The organism is Nostoc sp. (genome assembly GCF_036919555.1).
In the GTDB taxonomy this organism is placed as follows: Bacteria; Cyanobacteriota; Cyanobacteriia; order Cyanobacteriales; family Nostocaceae; genus Nostoc.
Map to the genome: position 1 here is coordinate 60,817 of NZ_JBALCS010000015.1, position 23,179 is coordinate 83,995.

19 protein-coding genes are annotated in these 23,179 nt (G+C 41.3%); 7 read left to right on the forward strand and 12 right to left on the reverse strand.

Annotation, left to right across the window (positions count from 1 at the left end):
* The first annotated feature begins 64 nt into the window (after nt 1-64).
* The 3 genes from V7K36_RS06295 to V7K36_RS06305 all read left to right on the forward strand — a co-directional run bounded on the left by V7K36_RS06295 (nt 65) and on the right by V7K36_RS06305 (nt 2,397).
* Nucleotides 65-655 (forward strand): phycobiliprotein lyase, encoded by a 591-nt coding sequence (locus V7K36_RS06295; RefSeq protein WP_335114113.1) that lies wholly within the window; start codon nt 65-67, stop codon nt 653-655.
* A gap of 156 nt (nt 656-811) precedes the next feature.
* Complete coding sequence (locus V7K36_RS06300; RefSeq protein WP_335114115.1) at nt 812-1,546, forward strand: 15,16-dihydrobiliverdin:ferredoxin oxidoreductase; 735 nt, start codon at nt 812-814, stop codon at nt 1,544-1,546.
* A gap of 104 nt (nt 1,547-1,650) precedes the next feature.
* Nucleotides 1,651-2,397, forward strand: coding sequence for a phycoerythrobilin:ferredoxin oxidoreductase (locus V7K36_RS06305; RefSeq protein WP_335114153.1), 747 nt, complete (start codon nt 1,651-1,653; stop codon nt 2,395-2,397).
* A gap of 137 nt (nt 2,398-2,534) precedes the next feature.
* Here V7K36_RS06305 and V7K36_RS34015 read toward each other — a convergent pair whose 3' ends face one another.
* Both V7K36_RS34015 and V7K36_RS06310 read right to left on the reverse strand, forming a co-directional pair.
* Nucleotides 2,535-2,609, reverse strand: coding sequence for a DUF4351 domain-containing protein (locus V7K36_RS34015; protein WP_442948439.1), 75 nt, complete (start codon nt 2,607-2,609; stop codon nt 2,535-2,537).
* A 114-nt stretch (nt 2,610-2,723) separates the two neighbouring features.
* On the reverse strand, nt 2,724-2,909 hold the full coding sequence (locus tag V7K36_RS06310) for a hypothetical protein (RefSeq protein ID WP_335114117.1): 186 nt from the start codon (nt 2,907-2,909) through the stop codon (nt 2,724-2,726).
* Nucleotides 2,910-3,319: 410 nt separating this feature from the next.
* Between V7K36_RS06310 and V7K36_RS06315 the strand changes: the two genes are divergently transcribed.
* Together V7K36_RS06315 and V7K36_RS06320 are read left to right on the forward strand one after the other, a co-directional pair.
* Nucleotides 3,320-5,626 (forward strand): hypothetical protein, encoded by a 2,307-nt coding sequence (locus tag V7K36_RS06315; protein ID WP_335114119.1) that lies wholly within the window; start codon nt 3,320-3,322, stop codon nt 5,624-5,626.
* The gene (locus V7K36_RS06320) at nt 5,595-8,141 is read left to right on the forward strand and encodes a helicase-related protein (RefSeq protein ID WP_335114121.1); all 2,547 of its coding nucleotides are present in this window, start codon (nt 5,595-5,597) and stop codon (nt 8,139-8,141) included. The genes V7K36_RS06315 and V7K36_RS06320 overlap by 32 nt, the downstream gene beginning before the upstream one ends.
* 202 nt (nt 8,142-8,343) lie before the next feature.
* On the opposite strand, the gene V7K36_RS06325 is transcribed toward V7K36_RS06320, so the two are convergent.
* The 6 genes from V7K36_RS06325 to V7K36_RS06350 form a co-directional block, all read right to left on the reverse strand.
* Nucleotides 8,344-9,657, reverse strand: coding sequence for an ABC transporter ATP-binding protein (locus V7K36_RS06325; RefSeq protein ID WP_335114123.1), 1,314 nt, complete (start codon nt 9,655-9,657; stop codon nt 8,344-8,346).
* 492 nt (nt 9,658-10,149) lie between these two features.
* Nucleotides 10,150-11,349 carry a nicotinate mononucleotide-dependent phosphoribosyltransferase CobT gene (gene cobT / locus V7K36_RS06330; RefSeq protein ID WP_335114125.1) on the reverse strand — a complete coding sequence of 400 codons (1,200 nt, stop codon included), beginning with the start codon at nt 11,347-11,349 and terminating at the stop codon, nt 10,150-10,152.
* 355 nt (nt 11,350-11,704) lie between these two features.
* A complete protein-coding gene (locus V7K36_RS06335) occupies nt 11,705-12,445 on the reverse strand; it encodes a DUF2232 domain-containing protein (protein WP_335114127.1) in 741 nt (246 codons plus the stop codon).
* Nucleotides 12,446-12,658: 213 nt separating this feature from the next.
* Nucleotides 12,659-12,913, reverse strand: a complete 255-nt coding sequence (locus V7K36_RS06340; protein ID WP_335114129.1) for an HNH endonuclease — start codon at nt 12,911-12,913, stop codon at nt 12,659-12,661.
* An 866-nt stretch (nt 12,914-13,779) separates the two neighbouring features.
* On the reverse strand, nt 13,780-14,004 hold the full coding sequence (locus V7K36_RS06345) for a hypothetical protein (RefSeq protein ID WP_335114131.1): 225 nt from the start codon (nt 14,002-14,004) through the stop codon (nt 13,780-13,782).
* Nucleotides 14,001-14,702: a Crp/Fnr family transcriptional regulator gene (locus tag V7K36_RS06350; RefSeq protein WP_334944997.1), complete on the reverse strand. Its 702-nt coding sequence runs from the start codon at nt 14,700-14,702 to the stop codon at nt 14,001-14,003. Before V7K36_RS06350 ends, V7K36_RS06345 begins: the two co-directional genes overlap by 4 nt.
* A 663-nt stretch (nt 14,703-15,365) precedes the next feature.
* On the opposite strand from V7K36_RS06350, the gene V7K36_RS06355 reads away from it, so the two are divergent.
* The gene (locus V7K36_RS06355; RefSeq protein WP_335114133.1) at nt 15,366-19,409 is read left to right on the forward strand and encodes a hypothetical protein; all 4,044 of its coding nucleotides are present in this window, start codon (nt 15,366-15,368) and stop codon (nt 19,407-19,409) included.
* A gap of 374 nt (nt 19,410-19,783) precedes the next feature.
* Nucleotides 19,784-20,437 (forward strand): sugar transferase, encoded by a 654-nt coding sequence (locus V7K36_RS06360; RefSeq protein ID WP_335114135.1) that lies wholly within the window; start codon nt 19,784-19,786, stop codon nt 20,435-20,437.
* A 52-nt stretch (nt 20,438-20,489) separates the two neighbouring features.
* Here the strand turns inward: V7K36_RS06360 and V7K36_RS06365 are convergent, their stop codons facing one another.
* The 4 genes from V7K36_RS06365 to V7K36_RS06380 form a co-directional block, all read right to left on the reverse strand.
* Entirely contained in the window at nt 20,490-21,326 is an 837-nt protein-coding gene (locus V7K36_RS06365) for a carbohydrate ABC transporter permease (protein ID WP_335114137.1), read from the reverse strand.
* A 368-nt stretch (nt 21,327-21,694) separates the two neighbouring features.
* The gene (locus tag V7K36_RS06370) at nt 21,695-22,015 is read right to left on the reverse strand and encodes an HNH endonuclease (protein WP_335114139.1); all 321 of its coding nucleotides are present in this window, start codon (nt 22,013-22,015) and stop codon (nt 21,695-21,697) included.
* Nucleotides 22,016-22,119: 104 nt separating this feature from the next.
* Nucleotides 22,120-22,353, reverse strand: coding sequence for a hypothetical protein (locus tag V7K36_RS06375; RefSeq protein WP_335114141.1), 234 nt, complete (start codon nt 22,351-22,353; stop codon nt 22,120-22,122).
* Nucleotides 22,354-22,443: 90 nt separating this feature from the next.
* Nucleotides 22,444-23,019, reverse strand: a complete 576-nt coding sequence (locus V7K36_RS06380) for a 5-formyltetrahydrofolate cyclo-ligase (protein WP_335114143.1) — start codon at nt 23,017-23,019, stop codon at nt 22,444-22,446.
* Nucleotides 23,020-23,179: the final 160 nt, after the last annotated feature.

The window sequence follows — 23,179 nt, forward strand, 5'->3', positions numbered from 1 at the left end:
GGACTTGATCTGATCACTCAGTATTCAATAACGCCAAAATTAGATAAAAGAGGTTTCAAAATAGATGCATTTAATACCGCCCTTGACAATGATCGACTTCTTCCGTAAAAGTGAGGGGACATGGTTTACCGAACGCTCCGTTCATCATTTTGACTCGGCGGCGGATGAGTCGGGAGAGTCAAATTTGATTATTAAAGTCATGGAAAAGGATGATCCGAAAGTCCAAGAAGTTTGTACAGCCCAAGGGATAGACCCTAATAAAGCAACAAGCGGTGCTAGCTTTGCATGGCAGGCTAACCTAGACACTAGGCTACCGAATAGCGATAATGCTGCCATTTTGGTTGATGTTCCCGACCAAACGAGGCGTTCTGGAAAACTTATCCGCAACCAGGGCTATGTTGAGAGCATTCCCGTTGTCAGCCGATATCGGTTTGCTGATGATGGAGTGCTGACGATTGATACTGACTATGACAATAATCAAGGTCAGGAACGTTGTTGGTTTGTTACGGATGATTTTCGTGTCAGGGTCAGTACAGTACGAATGATGAACGGAGTCAACTTGATGACTTATTGTTCTGAGCGTCGTTGTGTTTCCCAAGAACTACTAGAGCAAATGATTAGTCGGAATGATGCTAAGTGGGGAGTTAGGAGTTAGGAGACGCGATTAATCGCGTCTGTACAGGAGTTTGGAGGAAATAACCAATGCCCAATGCCCAATGCCCCATTAAGGAATGTTGCTTTGTTTCTCATAAATGAGACGCGCATGATTGGCATAACTTATTTTCATGCAAGGGTTAACAAGTCATGCTCCATGTATAAGCCTTTCCTGGAATTTTTAGAAAAAGAGCTATTTCAACGGTTTGATTTACAAAGTAGGGTCATTCCCCCTGGTTTGGAATTCAAAGTTAGCGATCGCGGCAGAAACCCAGCAACTATTCGCAGTTGGTGTTACCAATGTCAAGAGTTGCGGAAAATTCGTTATACCTACATTGATGCCGGGGAGAGTGCCCAGATTTTTAATAGCGTGGTTTATCCCAGTCATCACTACGATCTACCTCTGTTAGGGATTGATTTTTTATCCTTTGGGAAAGTCAAAAACCTGATTGTGCTTGACTTTCAACCTTTATTTCAGGATGAAGATTATCAAAACAAATATATAGTTCCGCTCAAATCTCTCCATGATAAATACCCGGATTTGGCGCAAAACTTAGAAATGAAGTTTTACGATGCCAACCAGTATTTTTCTAAATACCTATTGTTTGCCAAAACAGATTCTGAAACAGTGGCAACACGAGTGTTTGAAGCTTTTCAGGATTATTTAAACTTGTATTGGCAAATGCTAGAAGATGCCCAAGCGCTCGAAGATCCAGAAGAGATCCAACGGATTGTCAAAGTCCAAAAAGACTATGACCAATATAGTGCAGACCGCGATCCCGCATCTGGTTTGTTTAGCAGTTACTTTGGTCATGAATGGGCGGAGCGTTTTCTCCATGAATTCTTATTTGAAGATGCTGTTCCCCTAGCAGTTAGTAGCAGGAAAAGATAACCATTGGGCATTGGGCATTGGGCATTGGGCATTGGGCATGGGTTGAAGTAGTATTTTTCAAGTCAGTAGGTATAGGTTTAATTTTGAATTTGGAGCGAAGCGACGTGACACTTTATCAACCATTTCTCGATTATGCGATCGCCTACATGCGATCGCGCTTGGATTTACAACCCTATCCTATCCCCACTGGGTTTGAGTCCAAGAGTGCTGTTGTGGGCAAGGGAAAGAATCAGGAAGAGGTTGTCACCACCAGTTATGCTTTTCAAACGGCAAAATTGCGGCAAATTCGCGCCGCTCACGTACAGGGTGGTAATTCCCTGCAAGTGCTGAATTTTGTGATTTTCCCCCGCCTCAACTACGATTTACCATTTTTTGGGGCGGATCTGGTGACATTGCCAGGAGGACATCTAATTGCTTTGGATATGCAGCCGCTATTTCGGGATGATCCAGCATATCAAGCAAAATATACCGAACCAATTCTGCCTATTTTCCACGCCCATCAACAACATCTGTCTTGGGGAGGAGATTTTCCAGAAGAAGCACAGCCCTTTTTCTCTCCCGCTTTTCTGTGGACTCGTCCCCAAGAAACGGCTGTGGTAGAAACTCAGGTGTTTGCCGCTTTCAAAGACTATTTGAAAGCTTATCTGGATTTCGTCGAGCAGGCAGAACCTGTAACAGATTCTCAAAATTTAGTAGCCATTGAGCAAGCTCAACTGCGATACCTGCGATATCGGGCTGAAAAAGACCCAGCACGGGGGATGTTTAAACGCTTCTATGGTGCCGAATGGACTGAGGAGTATATCCACGGCTTTTTATTTGACCTAGAGAGAAAATTAATCGCCATTAATTAGAGACTCTTTTGACAGACTAGTAAACTCAGCAAGTTACGTAAGGCAATACGCTTGGGTTAAGGATAATTATAGCGACTGTCTTAAAAGTCAAGCGATGCGATCGCTTCTATCTTAGCAGCGTCTACAAAGGAGCTGACTTATCGCCCTGCTAACCACGACTGCAAATCAGCCACACTGGTAAAATCTAACAGTGCTTCACTCAAGTCTTCCAGAACAGATAGATGAGAATGCTAAAACTGCATAGAAGGCAGGAAGCAGGGGGAGACGCTGCGCGTAGCTTGCTTCTTTGAAGGGGTACAAGTCGGGAAACCGCAAAGGTGCAGTGGTTATCCTTTGCGTAAGTCCTGGTAGTTCTGCATGAAATTCCTTGCTCTGGTTGTGAATATTTCACCAACAATTACCGCCTCAAATGTACTGTACACCCAAAAAAAGCTTGTTCTGACGAAGCGATCGCCTGTATTGATTTTGAGCCGAAAACTTCTGCCTGTAATGCTTGCAATAAGGGTCGGCAAAAGCTTTGTTAAATTTATTTGACTAATTTTTGAGTAAAATATCAGAGTGCGATCGCATTTATGATGGGGTGTAATGGGGTGCGTAGTTTGCCGCCGTAGGCATCGCTACTTTACAGTTGAAAGCACTTTTTTACCAAATTGATTAATAAACTATTATTACTAAAAATTAATAATTTTAAACTTTTTTATAAAATTACCGTTTTGGTACATTCATACTATAAAATTCACCAAAGAAGCCTAAGTCTTCAAAACTACCGATATGGCTGAATTAAAATTTTTGGGTTATAAGATAAGTCTTACAAACTCAGAATTCATTCTACCGCTTACTCTGTTGGCTGCTGTTTAAACGCACCAATCTTTCAGGGTAAGTCATATACATAATTTAAATATTTCTAAATAGTGGTTGCATTATGACATCAAGACATTCTATTGAGGAAAGCTCAAATCCTTTAGCCAAATTAGATTACGCTCCATTACTAGACAAAGTTTTAGACTTAATTAAAAAAAAGACACTTTTTAAATTTTCTCCCGACAAAAAGAAACTCAGGATATCAGCTTATGATATTGCCTATGAAATTGCTACCAATCCCGAACTACGTCCACAAAGTCCTTTAACCCAAAATATAGGTGTTAAAGCAGCAACCGTAAATTTTATTTCGGATACAGAGTTTTATTCTAAAATCCAAGCTATTAGAGATGAATTGAGAAAACAACTTGATAATGCTTGTGGAGAAAACCAAACTCAATCTTCCTTAAACAATCTTTGCACACCATTATCTAATTTTATTAGTACTCAAGCTGGCTTACCATTTAATTATTCTTTTGACAAGCCTTATAGTTTTACATCTCAGCGTTTAGTTATTGAGAATAGGTTGGCTCAAGAGAGGCGTAAGGGTACAAATTCAGTCATAAAAGCTCATCATTTGAACGTAAAATTTGAAGGTATATCTAATTTTAACAGTAGGTTTTTAGATAGCCTTAGAAGCTACATAGATACTATAACTAGACCCGATTCACAAGATTGGCGACAAGTGACAGAAGTTTTAGACCATATATCAGATCAAGACGAATCTGAACTTACTGAATTCCAAAAAATAGTAGATACTGAATCTCTTCCGAGACTACTGCGAGATATCAAAATAGATTATTTGGATTATTTGAGAATAGAATGTGCAAAAACTAATGCATATAATTCCAATACACAAGGTTTTGAATGTTTAGAAACGTTGATTAATCGGCTGAAATTATTAATAAATTATATAAACGATCCAAATTTAGATGACCCCCATTATGAAGTAAGTTATTTACTTGATAAGCCTCTTAATCTGCGGACAGCCTTTTCTCAAGCAAATGCCTTTGATATCTTGCCTATTATTCCTGAGTATGAAGGAATGATAGGAGAAAGCATAGATCAAGACAGAGGTATCAAAGAATTCAACTTGGGTGTAAGGTTAAAGCTCAATGGTTCTGTAAACTCTTATCAGGAAAATTCAGTCCTAAATTATTATATGACTGAACTTTATCCCAACAGTCCGCGTCATATCGACCAACTAAAAGAGCTAGTCAAAGCCAATAATTTTAAAGAGAAGGTTTTGAAAATTGCTTGTCTTTATTATTTCGTTTTCGCTGTCGATGAAGAAGGTAATATATCTGATAAAGATTATAATCCTATTCCCAAATTTGAGACGGATGTTTTAAATAAATTGAAAGCGGGTGAGACTTCTGATGAGGAAGTCAAGAACTTATTAATCAAAATTCAAAGCCTGATATTGAATCAGGATACTTGGCAAGTCGAACGTAAATTAGCAGCTTTAAGAAATCTGCTGCAAATCTTTCTTAAGAAAAAAGAAATATTGCCATCTTTTTCTAAGATAGTACAGTTATGTATTAATAAAGAAATTTTGCATAAAAGCGTCTCAAAAATTATTAATAATCATAGTTTTTTGAAACTTGATTTAAATCAACAAAACCAATCACAGTTGAAAGCTAGAGCTAGAGAAGCTCTGGCTTATGTGGAGGTTTTACCACCTACTGTAAATGAACAATCTCTTAGTTCGTTATCTGTGAGTTTTACTTTTGATGATGTTCGCTATTTTACAGATAGCGATAAGCAAGATTTCTCGATGAAATATGATGTCACAGGTATTAAAGCATTACCTGTAATATTTTCTCCAATAGGAGAGAAAGATAGTAAACCTATATCTCTAGGAATATATGACGAATACTTTGGAAAAGAAAAAATCATAGTTATTTATTATAAATCTAAGGAAGTCAGAGAAGTAATATTTAGAAATATTCAATCACCAGAAGCAACTATATATCAGCAAATCTTCACTTTATTAACTTACTTGTGCATCAGTATTTGTCGAGAGCAAATTAGTCTAGATAGCGAAAAGCAAGAAAAACTCTTTATTCCAATTTTTAGATTTCATCTCCAAGGTATTCAGCAAACAACAGAAGATGAAGTTTTTCTCAATTCTTTATCAAAGACATTAGCACATATTCTTCGTCGAGATTGTATGGCTGATGCTCAAGGACTTAACGTTAAAACAATAGATAAGTATAAAGTAAAAAATGCCTTGTCATCCTTGTACACGTTGATTCCTAAAACTTTCGAGTTGAAAGAAGGTTATCAAGCTCAACTGGATAAACTGGCAATTATTGTTGTTTCTAGCTGGTTGAGTGATGCAGTTTGGGATAAAAGAAACAAAATTTAGAGATGCTCATGCAGAGTTGATATATCGGGCGCTTGCAGATTCTAGAATGCCATTGCTGTTTTTGACAGGAAATCCTGGAATTGGTAAAACTACAGCAGTCGCAAAGCAAATTATTGACCATTTGCATGAGGGGTCACTCCTAATATATGTCAGTCCTCGAATTCAGGTTAACCGAGATATCATCGACAATAATTTTAAAGATAAAAGTAGGTTAAAGTTGGTTTCGGACAATTTAATTTGTCTTAATACCAATAAAAAAATACTTGATGATGCCAATGGAGGTTACGCTGTTGAGTACTATAACAACAACCTTACTGAGGAGCATCATATAGGGCAAGTGAAATTTTTAGACGCTAGAATTTTAAAAGAGAAAGTATCTGACTTTCCCAGTCGATTGGTTAGATATGCAGATAACTTGGTAAAAGTAGAAAAACGCCATGAGGTTGGAGTTCTAGCAAGTTTATGTGAAGCAATTCACACCTGTATTATTAATCCTGACTTACCTAATAATATTATTGCTACAGCCTCAATGCAGTCTTTAAAGGAAACTCGCTACGGTAATACTTTAAAGCATTTGGGCAGAATATTTAGTAGTGCTTATAATTCTTCCAAAAAGCCTCCTGGGATTATTCCAAAGAAGATGAAAGAAATCGCCAGTCGGATGAAAAATATTTTCATCATGATTGACGAAATTACAGGTTCGCAAGAGGGAGTTGCTTTTCTACATGGCGTTTTAGATTTTGTTGAAGAATATGATTTGTTAAATCCTGAATACGGCTTTAATCTGAAAGTGATTACTGCTGATGCGTCACTGACAATACAAGACGTAGTTGAAAATCATCTTTCTAACAATCAAATTCAGGGAGATAAAATATTTGTGAGACAAGTTTCAGATTCAATTGGCCAATGCTTATCGTTTAATGACTTTCAATTTTTGAATAAGCCTGCAACTTTGATAAATGCAAATTCCTATCCTGCTGACAAGCTGATATTTAATTATCACATATTTATCCAGTCACTAAGCTCAGATAATATTACAGATGAAACTTTTGCTTTAGATACTAAGGTAGCTGAAAAATTTGAAGCAGATATTTTAAAACTGCTAGATGAAAATGATGGACAGATTATAGTCTATATCCAAAATAAAGATGCTCTCAAGCAATTAATTACTAAAATTTCTAAGCTAAGACCTAGCTTTACTCTACATCAAGAATATTTAGAAATACATGCCAGTTTATCAGATAAGGAAGAAGCTGAAATTCAGAAATACCAAAATATAGTCAAAGTAGTTTTTATGACTGCTTCAGCATCTCGCGGCTTATCTTTTCCTCAAACCAAGCATATTCTTGTACAAATACCTAGCTTCCAAATTGAGCAAAATCTGATGGAAATTATACAAGTTATTTACCGTGGGCGAGGTGGTGAACTAGACCAAGGTAGTAAATATTTAAATTTTTACTTATCTGACAAAGCGATATACTATCCAAAAAAAGTAGATGATAATGGAAAAAGTTTAAGTGCTACTGAATCAGAAAAACTTGCAAATCTGTCATTACAAGAAGCTTGCCTGAATGTATTAAATATTCTGATTATCCTGAAAGCATCTATTATGACTCGAATTATGGGGTCAGGGGAGATTGGTAGAAAACGATACGTCATTATTCCTATTGGTGGTAAAGCAATTAGCCAAGCAGGGGAGACATTTATTGGTATATTGGCTACTTTATTACGCCAAATTCAGAAGGAGGTTAAAAAACAACCTGGAGATAATATATTGAAAAATATAGAGCAAACTTTATATGAATTACTTTCGGTTCAAAAAACTGAAATAAGCCCTTATTCTCAAAATAAATCACTTCCGGAAACTCAAGAAGTATCCTATCTTTCAATAGGATTTAATTTTTTGTCAAAAATCGAGATTAGCCTTGATAACTTGCTGAGTCTGCCACCAATTGAAAAAACTTATGTTAGAGGTAGTTTACTCATTGTACCCTTATCAGAGAAACTAGTTAAAGAAACTAATTATATTGACTTAGAAAAACTTCTCGATAAAAAGCGAAATGAAGATTTTATCAAACGACTTCAACTATTAGTAAAATCAGGAAAATACCCAAAACAAATTATTAGCGCTGCTTATTCCTTAATAGACTTGACTAGAAAACTTTTTAGTGAATTAGAACGTTCACAAAAATTAACCCAAACTTCTCTTTCATCAGAACGTTATTATGCTTTACCTATACAGACATTTTTTTCTTTTCAGGCTTTTGAAGACTATTTTGAAAATGAGAGAAGAATTGATAATGTGTCTTTACGCGATATTTTAGCTCGGTACGTTTCTACACTTGCTTTAGCATATAATGTTTTGCCCATTGACTCTAATTATCAAAATATTCCTTACGTAGTTTTCAATAGTGGTGCAATGGATAAACTAGGGAAAAACCTATTTAATGAAAATCAAATATTTCAGTCTAAAGAAATGAATATTCTAAATTTAATTCTTTCTCAGGAAGATTGATTTCCAATGAAATTTGATCGCACTGATGATGGGATGTACTAGGGTGCGATCGCTAATTAAAGATTTTTTGCTGTTACATACTACGATTTAACTTGACAAGATTTATGAGGCACTTGTCTATGGTGGATGGCGGGCTGAAGAGATTGAAGTTCCTCTCAGAAGTGCATGAAAATTTTGATTTCCCAATTAGGCGCGGATAGTTTTAGGGAAATATCGCTAACTCGGTTTCCGGGTCAAAAAAGTGAATTTTCTCTGGATTTAGCGATAACCAAAGTTGCTCACCAACTTGGACAAATCTGTCCGGTGGTATTCGCACTTGTAGGTTATTGGCTGTAGTGGCTCTTTGAGATCCGGGTTCGGCAATCTTAACAGCGAGAAAGGAATCGTTGCCAAGATTCTCTACCAAATCTACTTGCACCGGGATATTTTTGGTGGCAGGCATACTCAAATTCAAATGTTCTGGGCGAATGCCTAAAATTAGAGTTTTTTGATCATATTGTTGTAAGGCTTTCCCCCAGACTTCTGGGAGGGTGAAACGAAACTGGGAATGAGTAATCAACTGCGGGGCATGAAATTCCACAGGAATAAAATTCATCGGTGGTGAACCAATGAACTCTGCGACAAAAAGGTTGGTAGGGCGGTTGTAAAGTTCTAAGGGAGAAGCGACTTGCTGAATTTTACCCTCGGACATAATCGCAATGCGATCGCCCATTGTCATCGCTTCTGTTTGATCATGGGTAACGTAAATTGTTGTTGTTCCCAGTTGGCGCTGCAATTTGACAATTTGGGCGCGGGTTTCGGCCCGCAGTTTGGCATCTAAGTTAGAAAGCGGTTCATCCATTAAAAACACTTGGGGATCTCGCGCGATCGCTCGCCCTAATGCAACCCGTTGTCTTTGTCCGCCAGATAGCTGTTTAGGTAAGCGATTCAGCAATGTTTCAATTTGCAACAGTTGAGCAACACTACGCACCTGTTCATCTACGGCTCGTTCTTTGTGAGAAATGTAGTGCAGTCCTTTAGGTAGCTTTCTTGTCGCCCCCACGAAGAGATTTTCTGCCCACGTCCGAAGATAAGAAGTATTTTCTCCTCTGCTCCCCTGCTCCTCTGCTCCCCTGCTTCCCCTACGGCGTAAGCCAAAGGCGATGTTGTCATACACCGTCATGTGAGGATAGAGGGCGTAATTTTGAAACACCATTGCGATGTCGCGTTCCTTGGGAGGTAGGTCATTGATTAAGCGATCGCCTACCCAGATATTGCCTCCAGTCATCACTTCCAAACCAGCGATTAGCCGCAGCAGAGTGCTTTTACCACAACCAGAAGGCCCCACCAGCACCATAAACTCGCCATCTGCGATCGTCAGGTTAATCCGCCGCAAGACGTTGACACTTCCTGCACGCTCTAGCGCTGCATCAGTTTTCTCCCCAGGCGTCAGGGGAGATTGAGTTTGTGAGGTCACGCTTCCCCCTTTACGTGGGGAAAAACTTTTATAAACGTTTTCTAAAACAACTTGGGACACGATTAGTTATTGTCATTGAGCATTGGGCACTTATACTAACTTGTACTGAGTGCATCTGAAGTAGTGCAGCCGAAGTAGCGTTGCCGTTGGCGCAGCCTCTCGTAGAGAAGTATTGGGCATTGGTCATAAAGGGACTAATGACACTTTAGCTGGATCAGCATTCATCTCACACTCACTTTTAGAAGTGTGAGTATGAGGCTTATGCCTTTTTGAATGTGCAAAGCACGGGAAAAAGGGATGTGGAGGAAACGAACAAATATTCTGTTATAGTATTTTAACTTCAAGCAAACCCGAAAATGCTGGTTTTAAATTAAAGTGGAGTACGTCACCTTTCTTCACTTCCCCTTTCCGGACTTCGTATTCAATAACGGGCTTGCCGTTGACGCTCAGGAATGACTCAAAGGGATAGATCCTGCTTAATAGACGCGATCGCATCAGCGCTTTACCTTCCCGCAGACGTAAGCGTGACTTACGTACCCAATTAGCTACAAGCTAATGAGATGCTGTACTTAGCCGTTCAAGTTGGGCTTCAATGGCTGCCAAAAGTTGGTGTTGCTGCCAATCTTGGCTAAGATGGGCGGCTATGCAAGCTGCTCCAGCACCCATACCTTCTTTGACAAAGCCCTGCTCATAAGCTCTCAGTTGGGGATAACGAGAATCGGCAAAGCTTAGATGAGTTGCTAATAAGGGAGGGGTTCTTCCACTCTGAGTTAAGCTGCCTTTTCCTAAACTGAGAGCTAAGTCAACTGTAGCGCCAGTCGGGTCTTCTGCCACCCAGCGAGTTGTGCCTACAACTACTGCTTTTGGTTGCCATGATAAAGTGTAAGCTTGAGCGATCGCACTGATCAGCGCATAAACCGCCAGCATTTGCGTGCCACCAGCTAGCATTACACCACAACTACGACTAGCTGCGATCGCCATCCCAGCTACCACCACTTGCATGGGATCACCCACGGCAGCGACGATTTGTAGAGGATCTACGGAATTTTGAATTTTGGATTGGAGATTGGAGATTGGAGATTGGAAGTTTATCTCTCCCTGGACTCTACTCCCCATCATCTTTTCCAGTCCAGCTTGCACTAAATCCCACTTTTGTGTGTGATTACAAACAGGGTGACTACTATTAACTTTTCCGGCAGCTTCTATACCCAAACCAGTTAAGATTGCCAGGGCAGTTGTGGTGCCTCCAACGACGCACTCACCGACAATCAGATACCCCTGTTGGATATTGGCAGCAAGGCGTTCTCCCCAAAGTAGCCCTTGTTCAAACAAGTGGTGTACCGTTGTGATTTCCATAGCAGCACCTCCACTTAAACACTTAGCAGGAGCGCCACCCAAATCAATTACTGGCACAGCCGGAGGCTGGGGTAAACCAGCATTAAACAAATGAACTGGTATCTTTAATGATTCAAAGACAGCGCGAGAAATCAGCACTGGTGAAGCCCCAGCCGCCAATGGTGGTAGGGTATATTGGGCTTTATGTTCTGCCCCGTAAAACAAAAACTCGGCATCGGCACAAGCGGTATATTTCCGATCTTCGGGAGTGCGACCAGCTGCTGAAATCCCTGGAATTAAACCAGTTTCAGTAAATCCTAAAACACAGGCAAATACGGGTAGACAGCCACGATACCGTCGTAGCCATTCTTCCCCCTGTTCTTTTTGGGTATAAATACTAATCAAGTCATTAGTCATTGGTCATTAGTCATTGGGCATGGGTCATTGGGCATTGGTGATTAGTTAGGACTGATTATTTAACGTTAGTTCGGGTTAAGGAGGTTTATTTAACCTTGAATGGCTGAAACGACGTAAGGGCGTTGACCAATACCAGAATAATGTAACAGCGTAATGAGGGTTTGAGCTTATCCCGAACTCAGGTTATTTAAGCAAGGACAAAAGACCTCTTGCAAAAGTCCCTAACACCCCACCCCCAACCCCTCCCCGCAAGCGGGGAGGGGAGACAAAACGTAGCTTTGGCGGGGTGGGGTTCTTATTTTTGATTTATGCAAGAGGTCTAAAGGACAAATGACTAATGACAAATGACAAATAACTATCCTTCATAATCCATGAGGACTTGCACCCAGCGTGGTGGACGGGGAATAGGGTTGCCCAAGCGTTCAAAAAGCAACCATGCTGCTAGGTGTACCACAAAAAGGTAGATAAAGTTGTTGAGTACAATTAAAGCGATCGCTCCCACTTGAATTAAAAACACACTGGGACTCGCCAATAAACTCAAGCTAAAAAATACCCACTCAATGAACTCAGTTACCTGGGTAATCACATAAATCCACAGGTCTTCACCCGACAAAACAGACAGCAACCACAGCCGAAAAAAGACTCCCAAAGTACCCAACAGCGTACCCAAGGTGATAGAAACAATCCAGGGAACACGACGACGATACCACGTCGCTCCCAAAAGCACGCCCATGAACCCGTAGGGCATGACAAACAGCAAACTGCGGGCTGGCCCCATCAGTACCGTCAGCAGTAACCCGGAGGTGAGTGCTGCCATCCATGCCGCACGTTTGCCCCAACGCAGATAAACTAGAGCGATCGGCACCGGAAAAAATATCCGCAAAACTGGGCCTAAGGGAAAATAGAAATTAATAAACCAAATCAAGCTAGCGGTACTGGCTAAAAACGCCGTTTCCACCATCCTCAAGGGCGCATCAGCCTTAAGTTGAGGAGGCATTAACTGCTGTTCTTTGTCTAACCAATGATTCTGGGGAGTTGGAGATTCAGTCGATGGATCTTCCTCCGGCTCATCTGGTAGAGAATCTAAAATACTCATAAGACCTTGCGGTATGCGGGAAACTCAGTCACGAAGCGTGCTGAGATGGAAGCGACACGAGCGAACGCCACTTGCTTTACTTGGGAAAACCCCAAGACCGGAATGGCTCCTTTAGTCGCAGTGATAATTAGTCCAGTTGAGCGTCGTATTAACTTAACTTTCTTAACGGAACATTGTTAACCTAAGCATGAGAGTCGCCCCTCATGCTCGGCTTCAAAACGGACGTGAGATTTTCAGCTCATCCGGCTCCTCAATGATTTGGTGCTTGTCATGCAGACCTCCAACCGAACCATCCTCGGCTGTTTTATTGTCATGGCAGTGTCTATGTAATATCTGAAGATTTTTATATTCATCTTTTCCTCCCTTTATTTGGGGAATTATGTGGTCAATCTCCAGTACATCTTCCTCTCGGAAGTAATGTCCGCAGTAAGTACATTTTCCCTTTTGCTTCTTCAAGAGCATGGACATATATATTGCTACTGTGACTCTACATTCCAAATCACCGTGAGTCTGTCAGCATGTCCTTGTCATTACAACAGGGCATTCGCTTATGACTCAATCCTGCCTATCTGTTGCATACGGTTAGTACCTGCTTGAGTATCGACCCCCAAGAGCAAACAGTAGGTAACTCGTTCCAGATGACCGTAGGTTGAACCTTTAGAGATGACGCTATCCACCGGGTTTGTTAGGGGTGCTTGCTGGTCAATAGGACACTTGCCAGCCCATTATCCTTTGCCTTTTTGGCTCCAGTGCGAAAAGCCTTATTTCACTGGTTAAAAGTGACGATGGTTTAGGCACGTCTTCGCTTATGCTACTCATAGGTTCATGCTCGAAGGGAACCAGTTTTAGGCTACTAGTTTTTACCTCCTTTTCACCCCGCTTCAGAGATTGATGACAAGTCGCTACTCTGGGGGTGATGCTGTCACCGCTGCACCTGCGGGGAGGGATTTCTCTTTCGTACTCTAGGATTTCCTTGGAGTCACCCTCACGGTCATCTAGTTGTCAAGGTTCTGTTCCGGTTATCCCGGCTCTTTTCCCTTGCCGCTCATCCTTGAGCATTACTACTCATTTCGAGCGAACGATTCGCACGCCCTAATCTTTTCCAATTACCATCGCTAACTGAAACTTGTTTTTCAGTGTCTCCACTAACCCAACCAAGAAACGTTTTACTCCTTGGATAGCTTGGACAAAATCACCTTTTCTGAATCCGTGCCTAGTTGTAGTCCCACCATATTTACGTCGTACTCCTCTCTTGCTTGACATCTAATAATTTATCCGAACAGAATTCAGGAGTCAGGACCGGAGCCGGAGACGCTCCGCCGAGGCGTCAGAATTCAGCAATGTTTTCTGACCGAAAAAGCGGATGAATAAATAAATGGGTTTAAGACCCCCACCAAATTTTCAATTTGGTGGTCAACAAGAAAGTCGCGGGTCTGAATCCCCGACTGATTGATTCTGACCGGAGCTAACGGAAACCTCTCCGGCTGCGCTCCTGAATTCTGACTTCTGAATTCTTCTTCAATAACTGATTCGCCGTAAGTCCCCAGTTGGTACTTCACACTATCATTCTTTCCAATGCTGACAAATCGGGAATACAAAGACTGTCTTGATCTCGTCTAATCAAGCCTTTTTTTTCTAGCCTTGTCAACACTCGTGTCACCGTTTCCCGCGCCAGTCCGCTCAAACTGCTCAATTCCCGATGAGGTAAATTGGGGATTTCGGTTCCTGTTTGCCCTTTTTTTCCCTGTCCTTCTGCCAAAAATAGCAATGTATCTGCCACCCTTGACTGACTATCAGATTCCCGCAACCGCAATCGGCGATTTACTTGCCGCAAACGTCGTGCCATTAGTTGGGCCAATCGAACTCCCGCCAAGGGTTCTATCTGAAGTAACTTGACAAAATCCTGAGCAGGCATACTGCCAATTACCGTCGCGGCCAAGGTAATCACATCTGTGGATCGAGGTACTTCATCTAGTGCGGCCATTTCACCAAACAATTCCCCTTTACCAAGAATATTCAGCGTTACCTCTTTTCCTTCCAGATTGTAGGTGCGAATTTTTACCCATCCGTCCAGAATAAAATACACAGAACCGCCCCAGTCATTTTCCAGCAGAATCACCTGATTGGCTGGGTGAGTGCGGGTGACAAGATGCATCAGGGCTGATTCCACAGCAGTTTCTGGCAACCCTTGAAAAAAGGGAGCCGAGGTGATCATCCAGGGATTAGCCTGTGCTTGCAAGCTATATCGGTCTTCCATTACGACATTTTATTTAAGCTGCTATATACACACAACAAACAAGAGCGCCATTTTTAGCCTCAGCTATTAAAGCACAGCTCCCTTTCAAAGATAAAACTAAACTATGCTACATACAGAAAACGACAAGAAGGTTTTTCTGAATAATCTTTACCTATAAGTTTAAACGGGGTAAAAGTTTTGCAAAAAGTAGTTTATAGCCTGCGGAAGTATTGCTTAAGGGCTAGCTGCACTGAAAACTTGATTAGTTCAGAATATAGGCAAACAACATTAATGATACTAAAGTGAGTAAATTATTGCTCAGGTATTTTAGCGATTTTCAAAAATAGGCAACCAATGATCTGCAAAACTAAGTATTGCATTTCCGAAATTCGGAGCTTCTTTAAACGCAGAGGGACGCTGAGACAAGCGCACAGGGGCGCAGAGAATTCGCTACAAACTGATGAAATTCTGTACTAAGCTTCTCAAACAAACGCTGACTGAAGATTGCCACGACTCCCAGTAATCCATAACATAATGACAGTCACAAGTCCAAGTAGCGGCTTTTGCGACTCAAAACTTCTCCTCTGGTCGAGGCTGCGTGTAGCTTACTTCCCCATAGGGGTACGGTGATTGTAAAGTAATTGTCATATTAGTTGACATACATTTATAGGTAAGGTAAGAAAAGTGACTTCCAGTGCAGATGAAATTCAAATGCTGATCGCAGACATTGACAACTTACTTGCCAACGGTGGCAAGCGCCTGTCTAAATTTCTGTCTGGTCAGGCGCAAGAGCCTAAAGAAGTCTTAGAAAGAATTCGCGTCTTCTTGATGAGGTTACAAGAAAAAGAAGCATTAGAGAGGGGCATCCCAAATCAGTCTTCTGAAGAATCGCGTTCGCCCTTGGCGTTGGCGGAGCCATCGCCTTTATTAACAAAATTAGTTGATCAAGGTTATAACCAGTATCCACTACCGCAGCTCGAACCCAATCAGGAACAGAGTGCTGTTGAAGCAGGAAAATTAAAAAGTGAATTTTCCAGATTGATTCAGCCATTGCGATCGGAATTAGAAGGACTATTGCAAGAGCGAAGCACTCTCATACAGGAAATTCGGCAGCTAGAGCAAAGGCGATTGCAAAACTACTCCTTAGCGCAGCAGTTGACAAACCAGGATCAGATGATTACTGAGTTTTTACAAGTACTGATGAGTCGTCTTCTGCCAACTTTAACGCCACTGGTAGGACAGAATTTGGCAAATTCCCCCACTTCATCAGGAGTAACTAATCACACCAACTCAGAACCAACAATTTCTGCAACTCAACCTTTTTTAGAATCACCAGACGTTGGAGAGCGGTTAACCCATTTGGCCAGGGAGTTGGATCAACGTCTATTATCACTAGATGGGACGGTGAATGTAGTCTTTGAGGCACTACAGCGCAACATTAATACTTATTACGAATCCCTGTCGCAAGCACTGGCAAGAATGCATAGCAAGGGGATGCAAGGTGAACAGCTGATGGCCAGCTTTCTCAACAATTTGACCCAGAATTTGCAGCAACAATCCCCTAGTTCTCAGTCATCTTTTCTGGGGGTAGAATCTGAGACACCTCCATCATTGGCTGATCCCGCCGAGATCGCTGCTGAAGTTACGCCCCAAACGTTGGAGCTTATACAGCCAGAAACTTCATCTTCACTCACAATTAATTCTGAGCCACAGGAGACTACCCTCACAGAAGATTTAGATGCAGCGCTGTTGCAGCTTGGTTTACACTCCTCTCAATCTTCTAAAATCCCAACCGAATTACCGCAAGATATTTCTACGTTAATTGGTGATGAAGTAGACCAACTTTACGCCAGTTTGTTTGGTACTGGTGATGTTAATAATTCAAGCCTCGATGTTGACTTATCTGCTTTTACAGCCTCCCCATCACCGTTAAATATCGCTGAGGGGGCACCTGTCCCTCCAACAGTGGATATGGGTCTTTCAACCCAAGAAACTTTAGTAGAAACCACAGATTCATTATCCGAGCCACAGGAAGAGCTATTTTTTGAAGAGGATACTGACCTAGACTCGCCTTTTAGCAACTCTTTGCCACAAACAGAAAGTTTGCTCGTGGAACTCGGCACTCAGCCAGCTAGTGTTGATACAATTAATACCCTAACTGACCTATTGGCTGATCCAGCTAGTGAGCAGCAACTGGTGGAAGTATTATTCTCTGTGGATAATGCCACAATTACAGCCCCAGTTACTCCAGAAGTAGTAGAAATTGCGTTGGCAAAGCCTACCGTTCGCGTAGCAGACGCACCAGAAGGTATTGCCACATCGGAAGTATTAATTAACGATGATCAGCCAGAACCGTCTTCAGATAACTACATTACTGCTTCACCCCAGGAAAACTTGCTTTCTGTTGAGTCAAACCAGTCTCCAGCCGTACCTGATATTTATTTAGATGCAGAACAGTTGCAGGAATTAGATCGGGATTTGGCTAATTTTGATCGGCAGCTAAATTCTGAGTTCCAGCCAGAGACTAACTTGGATATTTACCCGGAAGTGATTGGTAACACTCAAGACACGATCGCCACAACTTCCCCTGAGCCACAAACAGAAAATCTCCAAATAGCAGAAAATACCTCAACTGCGGCTTTCTCCAGTTTGGCAGTTCCCCTGGTAGAAACTGAAAAAAAGCAAGTCACAACTCCTGTTGAAGAAAGTTCTTTACCTGCAATTTCCAACTCCATAAATAATCCAGAAGTTTCGCTCAATGTTCTAGAATCAGTCTGGTATTTAGGAATTGATTTAGGTACAACAGGAATTTCCGCCGCATTATTAAATCGCTCGACTTTTGTTGTACATCCTATCTACTGGTCAGCAGAAAATCCGCCGGGAACAATTTCCTTCCAGCAATCGTTTCGTTTACCAACAGAGGTTTATCTGCCTACAGCTTCTATACCCCAAGGTGAAAACGAAAGTATCGAAGCACATGAGCAGACAGCACCTGCGGCTGTTGCCCAAGATAAAGTGCCTGACCACTTGGCTACCACTCCTGCAACACCGATATCAACAGCAGAACCGACGACAAATAATCTCTACTCGGCGCAGTTGAAGCCCTATTTACAAGTAGCCATTCCCTATAAGAGTGAACGGGAAAAATGGGAACCTGTTTTGCAATTAAATGAATTTTCGGCAGGCCCTTTGATTTGGGTTGTGCGATCGCTCTCTAAACTACTATTAACCCTCAAATCTGATCATACTAGTACCACCCCTAGTTTAATGGCTGCTGCTGTTGGGATCAGCGAAGAAAATTTTCCGCAGATTATCAATAATATTGCTGGTGTAATTTGTACCTGTCCATCTAGCTGGTCGGAACAATACCGCTTTAACGTGCGGGAAGCTTTACTCACTAGCAAACTGATTCAACATCCGCAGCAAGTCTTTTTTGTGGAAGAAGCGATCGCTAGTCTACTCCCGGAACTGGATGGTGCTAACGGTGAGCAAGTAAAGTTAAGTGATAGTCAAGGTTCTCATCCGGCAAAAACCAGCGAACATCCCATTGTTGGCAACACCTTGGTGATTAACATTGGGACAGCTGCCACAGAAATGTTGCTGGTCGATATCCCAGAAACCCTGCTGGAATTGACATACAATGATTTCATGCTCCACAGTTTTGCCTATGCTGGCAAGGGAATTGAACAAGATATAATCTGCCAGCTACTTTTGCCACCTAAATCTCGGCAATCACGCCCAGAAACATCAAGCGATCGCAAAACCATCACCAGTAATCCTTGGCAATGGCAACCGTCAATTCCCGGTTTAGACCAAATGCGTTGGCAGAGTTTAGGGTTGGAAGAATTAGAATTACCCAAAGTCGGAGAACCAGATATCATCGCTCGGATTCGCCTCCAGCAGCGTCTAGAAAGTTCTCTGTTAGGACAGGCGGTATTAGATGCGGCACTTGCCCTAAAGCTGATTTTGCAACACCAAGACTCTTTTACCCTGGAATTGGCCGATCAGCAGTGGATTTTGCAGCGACGAGACTTAGAAAGTCAGGTATTTATCCCCTTTGTGCGCCGCCTGAACCGAGAACTCAATAAATTATTGGTAGCTCGTGGTATCCCTACAGAAGCAATTAATCAAGCTATCCTGACTGGTGGGGTGGCTTGTATCAGCACGGTGAACCGATGGCTACGGCAAAAACTCCCCAACGCTAAGATTATTCAAGATTTATATCTCGGCGAAAACGGCGCTCCTAATTGCAGTCGGGTTGCCTATGGTTTGGCGATGCTGCCTTTAAATCCCCAGATATTAGATATACCGAGGCAACAGTACACTGATTATTTCCTATTTACAGAATTGCTGCGCCTGCTACCAGATCGACCCTTATCTTTCGGTGAAGTTATCCACTTATTTGAGGGTCGTGGGATCAATACTCGTACTTGTCAGCAACGCCTGCTAGCTTTTTTGTCAGGCGAACTACCTTCGGGTTTGATACCTTCAGTCACAGACTCAACCTGGCTTACCCAGAGTTCGCAAGAAAATCCCGACTATCAGGCGATCGCCACGACATCACTTTTTGAAAAACAAGGGAGTCTCACTTATCGTCCCAATTCCCAACAACTGTTGTCTTTGCGCCGCTATTTAGATGCGATCAGGGCTAGTAATCAGCAATCACTGGAGGAACCATATACAGTGAATTTCGTTTTAGAGGTTCATCAAGGTACAACGCATTCATAAGCCAGGGCTGTAGACGGGTTTACCGTCGCTCTCCTCTGGCATCCCCATGCCTAAACAACGCATCTGCCGATTTTACGTCGGTCGCATCCTCATGCGACTCTCGGCTCTAATAATTGTAATTTTTTGGATGTATACGAATAACACTTATCTTTTGTATTTTATGGAAAAAATAATGCTGAAAACACTGTAGATTTATAATCTACCATCTTAATTGAAAGATTCTGTAAACTTTGGATTTTAGGTTTTTATATTCTTTGAATTTTGTGTATGTTAACACTCGGTAGGAATGACAAAAACAGTAAAAATCACCTAAAAATTATGTTCATGTCTACACTACTGATACAAAAAGTCCTGTTGTAGATAACTTAGCCCTTGTGAATAATCTTTATCTTTATTCAGTTAATTGTTCGCAACAGCCTTCACATCCGTCAACTTTAAGCGCCAGAAAACGATTAATTGACATTGTTGGAGCTATTGTGGGGTTGATTATTACATTTATAGTAGCAATTCCCGTAGTAATTGCTACCTTTATACATGATCCAAGTACAATACTTTATTCCCAAATTCGCTGTGGTTTGAACGGAAAAACTTTCCGCATGTGGAAATTCCGTTCGATGATCGTCGATGCCGATAAATTCAAGCATTTGGTTGAAAACCAAGCCATAGGTCACATCTTTAAGTCTGTTGACGATCCTCGCATTACTCCTATGGGTAAATTTTTGCGGCGTACTAGCTTGGACGAATTACCCCAATTTTGGAATGTTTTGTTAGGAGACATGAGTTTAGTTGGTACTCGTCCACCTACTCTTGATGAAGTTAGCCATTACGATCTACACCACTGGGATAGATTGCGAGTCAAACCAGGTATTACTGGAGAATGGCAGGCTAATGGGCGCTCCAGCATCACAGACTTTGAAACTATTGTCAAGATGGATATAGATTATCAACGCAAGTGGTCTGTAACTTATGACCTGAGTCTGATTATTAAAACTATCTGGGTAGTATTGAAAAAGACTGGTGCTTATTGAATTGGGGCATTGGGCATTGGGCATTGGGCATTGGGCATGGGGAGAGAGATTTTTAACCCTTGACGCCGCTACCAGTTTCTGTGGGTACAATGTAACGTTGTAAAAATAAAAATAGTAATAATACTGGGGCGATCGCAATCACTGAACCAGCAGCTACTAACCTCCAGTCAAGGGAAAATGTCCCTGCTAGCTTTGCGACTCCCAAGGGAAGAGTGTATAAATTTTCGTCTTGGATGACAATTAAAGGCCACAAAAAGTCACTCCAAGCACCAATGAATACAAAAATAGCTAAAGTTACCAGTGCTGGGCGAACTGCTGGTAACATGATATGCCACCACAAACCTAACTCCGAACTGCCATCCATTCGGGCGGCTTCTTCTATCTCTTTGGGGACACTCATGAAAGCTTGGCGCAACAGAAAAATACCAAAGGCAGAAGCTAAACTCGGAAAAATCATCCCTAAATAACTATTTGTCAAACCCAACTTGACTGTCAAAATATACAGGGGAATCATCACGATTTGGAAGGGAATCATAATCGTGGAGACGATGGCTACAAAAATCCAGTCTCGCCCCACAAAGGACAATCTTGCCAACGGGTACGCAGCTAAAGCGCAAAACAGCAGATTTAAGCCCACAGTCAGCACTGACACTAAAGTACTGTTATACAGGTATTGTCCAAAAGGTAGAGAGTTCCACACACTAAAAAAGTTATTTAGTGTTGGTTGACTGGGTAACAACTGTGGCGGCGACTGAAAAATATTTTCCGTAGGCGATTTTAAGGATGTACTAATTAGCCACAGTAAAGGAAAGAGCATCAGCAGTGCGATCGCTCCCAATAGCCCATATATTAGCAGAATTTGCGATCGTGATTTTTTCCAATTCAGCATTTGATTAATAACTTTCCGAGTTTTGTAAATATTTATGACAGCTTACTTTATAAGACTACAACTTGCTTTTTATATTTTGCACTTGCTCAAATATTTGGTGGATGTTCACCCATTCTCACCCACATTTTCCGCACACGAGTCAATTGCAGACGATTCATTTTTAAAGCCAAAATTGTTGATCTTCCTACAGATGTAATTCCGACAATTTCTGTAGCATCTTCACTCAGGGCTATTTCGTTCTAGACAGAAACCGCCCTGAACTTCAGTTCAGGGCTAATAGCTAAAGTCCGTTAAAACGGACTATAATCTTTTGTTAGTCGTCTTTAGACGACTTTCGCTATTAGACTCAGAATTCATTCTGAGGCGGACTAGATGAGAATGAAATAGCCCTGATCTTCACTCCAAGTAAAATGGTCTGTCCACAATTGCTGTTGTGGATTAAATAATTTAACCTCATTCTGAGTCTTGGGGTCAATTGCTGTTTGACGAGTTGCTTTATAACGATTACAAGATGGACAAGCCAAACATAGATTTTCAAATACAGTCCCCCCACCAGCAGACAAGGGAATGATATGCTCAAATTCAAAAGTAGTGCCTGTTAAAGCTTCAGCAGAGCGACAGTAAGCGCACAAATTAGCAAAATGACTGCGAATTTTATTTTTTAATTCAACAGTAATGTAAACACTCACGCTACTTTTTGTTTATTTATAAAAATATTTAATGTATATCTAGCTCTAGTTTTAATAATATTTAATTGGTCAATTTGTGCTAATAATCTGTCTAAAGTTTCAGTTTATTCATTTGACAAATTATTTTCAGAATTTTTAATTAGTAATTCCTGTAATTGTATCTGAGTTCTGGGAAATAAAGAGCTTTCCGCTAAAGCTTGCAACTCATCTAGGCTTAAACCAATCAATAATTCAGAATCTACAGACAAGTTGGTTAGCTGTTGGTAAGTTTCTAAATCTAACAGTACTCCAACTTTTTCTCCCTGTGCGTTAGTGACATACTGAACTGAGTCAGACATGGCTTTACTTGAGAATTTGATTAATTTTATCGTAACCTATCATCAAAAATCTAAAACATTTGATGATGTGTCTTCATTATCCTGAATTCTTCAATCTTTTTGAGTCAATCCGGTTTCCGTAGAAACAGCTTGTAGTGGTTTATCCCAAAGTTCAATAGGTATTTTAGACAAATAGGCAAAATCAAAGACAATTCCGATAGTCGGCTTTGTCTGCCACTGCGGTAAACTGAGCAAGCGATCGTAATATCCGCCGCCATAACCCAAACGATATCCTTGATAGTCGCAAGCTACACTTGGAACGAGAATCAAATCTACTTCGGCAGCATCTAAGATTGGAGCGTCGGGGTGTGGTTCAGTAATGCCATAAGCGCCATTTTGGACAGAATCTTCAGGTGTCCAAATATGCCAATATATGGATTTATCAACGCAGCGAGGAAATCCCCAACGGTATTTGGTGTTTGCAAATAGTGGACTGAGGTCTGGTTCTTGACGAAAACTGAAAAAAGCGAGTATTGTTTTTGCTTGGGTAAACAAAGTAGAGTTTTGTAAATGGGAGCAAATGCGATCGCTTTTTTCTCTCCACTCTCCAACGGACATTGATTGACGTGTTTTGAGTAGAGTGCGGCGTAGTTCTGCTTTATTTAGTTGATAATTAACTTTGTCCATAAAAATTTATAGCGTCAAATAAATAAGCTGGGCATTACCCAGCTTAAGTACTCTACACTCATTAGTAACCCTCTTCTGTCACTTTCCGGGAGGGCGATCGCTAGAAGCCTCATGAGGCAATCAATACAAGCTATACTATTAGAAAAAAATTGGTCTTGTA